This is a genomic window from Myxococcus sp. CA039A (genome assembly GCF_013336645.1).
GTDB classification, from domain to species: Bacteria; Myxococcota; Myxococcia; order Myxococcales; family Myxococcaceae; genus Myxococcus; species Myxococcus llanfairpwllgwyngyllgogerychwyrndrobwllllantysiliogogogochensis.
Window position 1 is genome coordinate 1 of the sequence record NZ_JABUMQ010000482.1, and the last position, 5,936, is coordinate 5,936.

Consider the following 5,936-nt stretch of genomic DNA (forward strand, 5'->3'; position numbering starts at 1 on the left):
GGGCGAAGTTCCGTTGGAACCCCAACCCTCCCCTCCGTCTCAGGACTGGCTCTCGGTGAAGAGCTCCTGGATGTCCTGCTCGGTGAGGGTCCTCGCCATCTCGTCACCCTCTCCACCGAGCACTCCGGCGGCGAGGTCTCGCTTGCGACGCTGGAGGGAGAGGATCTTCTCCTCCACCGTGCCGCGGGTAATCAGCTTGTAGCTGATGACGGCGCGCGTCTGACCGATGCGGTGCGTACGGTCCGTGGCCTGGTCTTCCACGGCCGGGTTCCACCACGGGTCGAAGTGGATGACGTAGTCGGCCGCGGTGAGGTTGAGGCCGGTGCCACCCGCCTTCAAGGAGATGAAGAACAGGGGCGGTCCGTCCGGGCGGTTGTACTCGTCCACCTTGCCCATGCGGTCCTTGGTGCGACCGTCCAGGTAGAGGTAGCGCAGGCCCTTCTTGTCCGCCTCCTGCTTGAGCAGCTCCAGCATCTCCGTGAACTGGCTGAACACCAGGGCCCGGTGGCCTTCCGCCACCAGGTCCTCCACCAGCTCCATGAAGCGCTCGACCTTCGCGCTGGGCGGCAACAACGTGCCCGGGGGCATCTTGAGCAGGCGCGGATCACAACACACCTGCCGCAGCCGCATGAGCGCGGCGAGAATCGACACGCGGCTGCGCTTGAAGCCGACCTTCTCGATGCTCTCGCTGACCTTGCGGCGGCTCTCCTCCATCACCTCGCGATAGAGGGCGGCCTGACCCGGCTCCATCTCGCACCAGGCGACGCTCTCCGTCTTCGGCGGCAGGTCCTTGGCCACCTCCGTCTTCAGGCGACGCAGGATGAAGGGCTGGATGCGCCGGCGCAGCCTGTCCCTCGCGGAGGCGTCGTTCGCCACCTGGATGGGCTGCTCGTACCTGTCGCTGAAGCTGTCCGCGCTGCCGAGGAAGCCCGGCATGAGGAAGTCGAAGATGCTCCACAGCTCCGACAGCCGGTTCTCCAGCGGCGTACCCGTGAGCGCCAGTCGCGTGTCGCTCGGAAGCGACTTGCACGCCTGCGCCGTGGCGCTGTCCGCGTTCTTGATGTTCTGCGCCTCGTCCAGAATCACGAAGCGGAAGCCCACCTGGGACAGCTGGTCCAGGTCTCTTCGCACCAGCGCGTAGGACGTGAGGACCAGGTCCATGCCCTTCAGGTCCTCGGCGCGCTCCTTGCGGTCCTGCCCGTGCCACACCATGGCCTTGAGGCCCGGGGTGAAACGCTCCGCCTCGCGCTCCCAGTTGGCGAGCACGCTGGTGGGCGCCACGACGAGCGACGGCTTGCGCCCCTCTTCGTTCGCCATCTTCTGCAGGAGGCTGAGCGACTGCACCGTCTTGCCCAAGCCCATGTCGTCCGCGAGGATGCCGGACAGGCCATGGCGGCGCAGGAACCAGAGCCAGGACAGGCCCGCCTCCTGGTAGTGCCGGAGCGTGGCGTGGAGCCCGTCGGGCACCGCGACCTTCGGAACCCCCGCCGTCTCGCGCAGCTCCAGCATCGCCTGCCGGGCCTTCGCCTCCACCTCGGTGAACTCACCCAGGTCCGCGAGCAGGTCCAACGCCACCGCCTGGTGCAACGGCAGCCGCGTGCGGGACCGGCCCGGCAGCGCACCCGCCTCTTCCAGCAGGTCCGCCACGCGCTTGATTTCGACCGGGTCCGCTTCAGCGAACGAGCCGTCCTTCAGCGGCACGAACTTGCGGCCGGAGTCCAGCCACATGCGCACCGCGCCCAGGTCCACCGCCTGGTCGTCCGTGACGAACTCGGCGTCCAGGTCGAACCACTGCACGCCGCTCATGCCCACGCGGATGCGCGGCTTGAGCTTCGGGCGCAGCCGCACCTTGGGCGCCTGCACGCCGAAGCGCTCCCACTCCGCCGGCAGCGAGGCGAGCCCCCGCGCCCAGAACTCCAGCGCCACGTCGCCCGTCGCGTCGAACACCTGCGCCTGCGGCTCGAATCGCAGGCCCTGGTCCAACAGCAGCTTGCCCGCGGCTCGCTCCAGGTCCTCGCGACGACGGTACAGCTTGCGGCTGTCCCCACCCACGCCACTGGCGTAGCCCAGGTGCGTGGCCGTGGGAGACACCGGCGCCGTCGTCTGCCCGTAACGCGCGGCCAGCTGCGCCTTCACGCGCTCCGGAGTGCCCTCGAGCGTCAGCACGAAGTGCGGCTCCACCGCCTCGTCCACCTCGATGTCGTCCGCCTTCAACGACATGCGGAAGCGCGGCAGGTGCGCGGCGAAGAACGTCAGCACCCGGTCCAACTGTCCCGAGGGGAAGGACATGCTGGGCTCCAGCAGCCACTTGCGCAGCAGCCGGGGCGGGAAGTCGGGCTCCACGGGGTGGAGGTTCTGCGCCTGGATGACCCAGGTGCGCCGGCCCGACAGGATGATGACGTCCTTGAGCGAGTAGCTCAGCCCGTCCGGGAAGAGCAGCTCGATGCGCGCCGTGGCGCCGTCCGGCCGGGACTCCAGGCGAATCTGCGGACGGATGGGCACTTCCGTGTTGATGAGCGCCGTGCCCCGGTAGATGACCCGCCGCTGGCGCAGCAGGTCCATCGCCTCGCTCAACTCCTCGTCCGACAGGACGATGCGCGAGTCGTAGCGATGCTCGTGGCGCGACAACGCCATGAAGACGCGCTCGTCGGCGGGGGAGATGCGCCCCCCCGTCTGGAGGGTCCGCTTGACGTGGATGGGCCCCTTGGTCTGCGCGTCCTGCCGGCGCACGTCCACGACCCACTGGCGACTGCCCGAGTTCGTGTTCGCCGCCGTCAGCCGGTAGAAGAACTCATAGTCCGGCTGCGAGGACAGGCCCAGCCAGCTCTCCACCTTCGCGAGCGCGGGCAGGTTGACGGCGTCCACCACGGGGCCTTCCGGCTCCACGGGGACCTCGTTGTCCACCACCTCGTTGTTGCCGTTGGGCGCGGTGGGTTCGACAGGCGCGGCGACCACCGGCTGGGGCCGGGGAGGCGGCCGGAAACGCGCGGCATAGATGAGCGCGGCGGCCACCACATGCTTGCAGTGGGGACCATCGACGTTCCACGACTGACACGTGCAGGTGGACGTGGCTCGACCATCTCCGAGCGCGAGCACGACTTCATAGCGCTCGCCCGTGGAGGAGGCGACCTGCGCGCGGATGTGGTCCCCTTCACGTTGGAGCCCGAAGACGCGGCGGGACTCCGCCACCTCTCGGCCCTTCTTGAAGATGGTGGGTTGGACTTCAGCCTTCAGGGCCCTGAGCCACTGGGTGTCCTGAGGAGGGAGGGCGTCTCGGATGTCGGCGGTGGATTGCACGGCTGGCACAGGCCCCTGGCTCCTAAGCGCCGGGGAACCCCTGCCACTAGCACAGCAAGAGGGCTCCCGCTCGCGGGAAATGTGGATGAGTCGGCCAGCGGAAGCAGCCACCGACATCAGGCTATGAGACCATCAACGCTCGCCATGGCCCGGACCGTCCGCCCCCGTGTCTTCGTGACCCGCCAGCTCCCTGGAGAGGCCCTCGGCCGACTGAGCAGGCATGTGGACCTGTCCGTCTGGGAGGAGGAACTGCCACCTTCCCGTGACACCTTGATGGCCCAGGCGGCCCTCTGCGAGGGGCTCGTCACCTTGCTGACGGACCATGTCGACGCTCGCCTGCTTGACTGCGCCCCGAACCTCCGGGCGGTCAGCAACGTGGCCGTGGGCTACGACAATATCGACGTTCCCGCCTGCACCGGGCGGCGCGTGGCGGTGGGAAATACCCCAGGCGCCCTCACGGAGACCTCCGCGGACTTCGCCTTCGCCCTGATTCTGGGGCTGGCCCGGCGCGTGGCGGAGGCGGACGCCTTCGTCCGGGCGGGCAAGTGGAAGACCTGGAGCCCCACCCTCCTCCTGGGGACGGATGTGTACGGCGCCACCCTGGGTATCGTCGGCCCGGGGGCCATCGGCTCGGCGGTGGCCCGGCGGGCCCGGGGCTTCGGGATGCGCATCATGTACGTCAGCCGCGAGCCAAAACCGGCGCTGGAGGCCCAGACGGGCGCCCGCCAGGTGGACAAGGCCACGCTCCTGGCCGAAGCGGACATCCTCACCCTGCATGTCCCGTTGACTCCCGCGACGAAGCACTGGGTGGGACGCGCGGAGCTGGCGGCGATGAAGCCGGGGGCGCTGCTCGTCAACACGGCGCGAGGCGGAGTCATCGACCAGGACGCCCTCGTCGAGGCCCTTCGCGAGGGAAGGCTGGGAGGCGCGGCCCTGGACGTGACGGAGCCCGAGCCCCTTCCCCCGGACAGCCCGCTGATGACCCTGCCCAACGTCCTGCTGGCGCCGCACATCGCCAGCGCGTCACATGCGACGCGGGGGCGCATGGCCTCCATGGCGGTGGACAACCTGCTGGCCGCGCTGGAGGGACGGCGGCCACCCCACTGCGTCAACCCGGAGGTCTTCGAATGAGCCTGCCCGCCGCGAGCATCACCGACACCACCCTCGTCGCCGACCTGAATGCCCGCCTGCGCGACGTGCCGGACTTCCCCAAGCCGGGCATCGTCTTCAAGGACATCACCCCCGTGCTCGCGGACCCGCGCCTGTTCGGCCGGGTCATCAACGCCATGGCCGCGCCGTTCCGGGGCCAGCACATCACCAAGGTCGTCGGCGTGGAGGCCCGCGGCTTCCTCCTCGGAGCGCCCATCGCCCTCGCGCTGGGCTCGGGCTTCGTCCCGGCGCGCAAGCCGGGCAAGCTGCCCCACCGCTCCATCGTGGAGCGCTACTCGTTGGAGTACGGCGCGGATGGCGTGGAGATGCACGAGGACGCCATCCTCCAGGGCGAGCGCGTGCTGGTGGTGGATGACGTGCTCGCCACCGGAGGCACGGCGGAGGCCACCGCGAAGCTGGTGAAGCGACTGGGCGGAGAGCTGGTGGGCTTCAGCTTCCTCATCAGCCTCGACTTCCTCGAGGGCCCCCAGCGCCTGGGGCGCGACAAGGTGACGACGCTGCTGACGTTCTGACGGGACGCCCCGGCAAGTCCGAGCGGCCCGGGCCTCCATCCCTTCCCCGCCCGCCTGCTGCCACGCCCCCGGCGCATGTCCACCTGAGGAAAGAAGCCTCGTTCGACAGGGGGAGACATGCCCGAGGTGCGCTCCACCGGTGGTGCCCGCATTCGCTACGACGACGTCGGCCAGGGAGCGCTCACGCTGCTCTTCATTCCCGGCTGGTGCACCCGCCGCGACATCTTCAGTCCTCTCGTCACCCTCTGTGCCGAGCGACACCGGGTGCTCTGCGTGGACCTGCGCGGCCACGGAGAATCCGAACACGGTGACGAAGACTTCGACAGCGACACCGTGCTCGAGGACCTGCTCGCCGTGATTGACGCCAGCGGCGCGCGGCAGGTGGTGCCGGTGGCCATCTCCCATGCGGGCTTCCTGGCGCTGGAGCTGCGGCGCGAGCTGGGCGCGGAGCGAATCCCCCAGCTCGTGGTGCTGGACTGGATTGTCACCGAGCCGCCCCCGCCCTTCCTGGCGACGCTTCGGGGCCTGATGTCAGAGCGCTGGGGACGCACGCGCGACGAGCTGTTCCAGCAGTGGACCCGGGGCGTGGAGAACAAGGACGTCCTGCGCGCCGTCCATGAGGACATGCTCGAGTTCTCCGAGGAGATGTGGGCCCGGGCCGCGCGCGAAATCGCCGCCGCCTACTCGCGGGAGGGCTCACCGCTTCGCGCACTCGCCGGACTGAGCCCCGCGACGCCGACGCTGCACCTGTACTCGCAGCCGGACACGCACGACTACCTGGAGACCCAGGTGGCCTTCGCCGCCACCCATCCGTGGTTCCACGTCATGAGGCTGCCCGCCGTCAGCCACCTGCCCACGCTGGAGGTACCGGGGCTCGTCGCCGTCGGAATCGAGGCCCTCGTCTCGGGACGGAGGACCGCCGTCAGCACGACCCACCCGGACCTCGGCCCCCAGGGC

The 5,936-nt window shown here is 69.6% G+C and carries 4 protein-coding genes; 3 read left to right on the top strand and 1 reads right to left on the bottom strand.

All coding sequences use genetic code 11. From position 1 onward, the window contains the following. Positions 1–39: 39 nt before the first annotated feature. Positions 40–3,306, bottom strand: coding sequence for an SNF2-related protein (locus tag HR086_RS43915; RefSeq protein WP_371745475.1), 3,267 nt, complete (start codon positions 3,304–3,306; stop codon positions 40–42). A 135-nt stretch (positions 3,307–3,441) separates the two neighbouring features. Between HR086_RS43915 and HR086_RS43920 the strand changes: the two genes are divergently transcribed. The 3 genes from HR086_RS43920 to HR086_RS43930 all read left to right on the top strand — a co-directional run. Then, a complete protein-coding gene (locus HR086_RS43920; RefSeq protein ID WP_174468618.1) occupies positions 3,442–4,428 on the top strand; it encodes a D-glycerate dehydrogenase in 987 nt (328 codons plus the stop codon). Next, complete coding sequence (locus HR086_RS43925; RefSeq protein ID WP_141641066.1) at positions 4,425–4,979, top strand: adenine phosphoribosyltransferase; 555 nt, start codon at positions 4,425–4,427, stop codon at positions 4,977–4,979. The genes HR086_RS43920 and HR086_RS43925 overlap by 4 nt, the downstream gene beginning before the upstream one ends. 117 nt (positions 4,980–5,096) lie before the next feature. Beyond that, on the top strand, positions 5,097–5,936 hold an 840-nt coding region (locus HR086_RS43930), incomplete at its 3' end, for an alpha/beta fold hydrolase (protein ID WP_174453326.1).

What these genes read in the sequence shown, in the direction of transcription:
- HR086_RS43920 (WP_174468618.1), top strand. Translation starts at nt 3,442, where the DNA reads ATGGCCCGGACCGTCCGCCCCCGTGTCTTCGTGACCCGCCAGCTCCCT.
- HR086_RS43925 (WP_141641066.1), top strand. Translation starts at nt 4,425, where the DNA reads ATGAGCCTGCCCGCCGCGAGCATCACCGACACCACCCTCGTCGCCGAC.